Origin of the sequence: Mesotoga sp. UBA5825 (assembly GCF_002432955.1) — a bacterium.
In the GTDB taxonomy this organism is placed as follows: Bacteria; Thermotogota; Thermotogae; order Petrotogales; family Kosmotogaceae; genus Mesotoga.
This window is the reverse complement of record NZ_DJHG01000007.1, coordinates 11,595-12,887: the sequence shown is the minus strand read 5'-3', so window position 1 is coordinate 12,887 and position 1,293 is coordinate 11,595. Positions and strand designations below refer to the sequence as shown.

General features: G+C 44.6%; 1 protein-coding gene. It reads left to right on the top strand.

Annotation, left to right across the window (positions count from 1 at the left end; all coding sequences use genetic code 11):
- Positions 1-148: 148 nt before the first annotated feature.
- Positions 149-1,293: IS1634 family transposase (locus B3N33_RS00305; RefSeq protein WP_292591763.1), on the top strand; the 1,145-nt coding region annotated here is incomplete at its 3' end.

Below are 1,293 nucleotides of genomic sequence, written 5' to 3'. Positions count from 1 at the left end.
AACCATTGCCAATCTCACTGAATTGCCGGAAGTTACTAGAGAATTAGTCAAAGAGAGTCTCCAGGGAAGAGTATTTCTTCCTTCCGAAGAGGCTATAGAGATTACTCGTTAGAGGGCACATGGTAATGTTGCGGTGATAAGGAAGGTAATGGAGGATCTAGGTATTTCCGAATTGCTTTCTTCTCGAAGGAGTAGAGAAAGCGATCTAGTAGAGGCTATGATAGCTGCAAGGATAATAAACCCTCAGACGAAGCTTTCCACAATACGCTGGTGGGATAATACCACTATTCCCGAAGAGTTCTCTGTGGAAGATGCAGATGAAGATGAGTTATATGTTGCCCTGGACTGGTTGCTACAAAGGCAAGAGACGATAGAAAGGAAACTTGCGCAGAGACATTTAAGTGAAGGCGGTCTTGTTCTTTACGATGTCTCTTCGAGTTACTATGAAGGGAGTCATTGTGAGCTTGCGAGTTATGGTTATAACAGAGACAGGAAGAAGGGGAAGAAACAGATAGTCTATGGACTCATGACAGACTCGAAGGGTGTACCTATTTCCATACAGGTATATCCGGGATGTACAAGTGACACCAAGACGATAGGGGAACAGGTAGACAAGATAAAGGAAGAGTTCAAAGTAGGAAGGTTCGTCGTGGTTGGAGACAGAGGTATGTTAACGCAAGGACAGATAGAAGGATTGAAGGCTCTAGGTGGGGTTGACTGGATCAGTGCCTTCAGAGGGCCTACAATAAAGAGTCTATTCGAGAATGGGAAGTTACAGCTGAGCTTATTTGACGAGAGAGACCTTCTTGAGATAGACTCCCCCGATTATCCTGGAGAGAGGTTAATAGTCTGCAGGAATCCCTTTCTTGCAGAAGAGAGAAGGAGAACGAGAGAAGACTTACTCAGGGCTACTGAAGAGAAGTTGAACAAACTCTTGAGGAGAGTCGCTTCGGGAAGGTTGAGAGAAGAGGGGAAGATAGGGCAGGCCCTGGGAAGGATAGAGAACAGGTACAAGATGGCCAAGCATTTCATTTTCAAGATAGAGGATGGGAAGTTCGATTACAGGAGAAATGAAGAAAGTATAGCCTTTGAAGCTTCTCTTGATGGATTTTATATAATCCGAACCAGTGTAGAGAAAGAGAAGTTGACTGCAGAAGAAGTGGTGTACAGCTACAAGAGTCTATCCAGAGTTGAGAGGGCATTCAGGACGCTAAAGGGAGTGGATCTGAAGATAAGGCCTATACACCACTGGCTTGAGAAAAGAGTAAGGGCTCACATATTTCTCTGCATGCT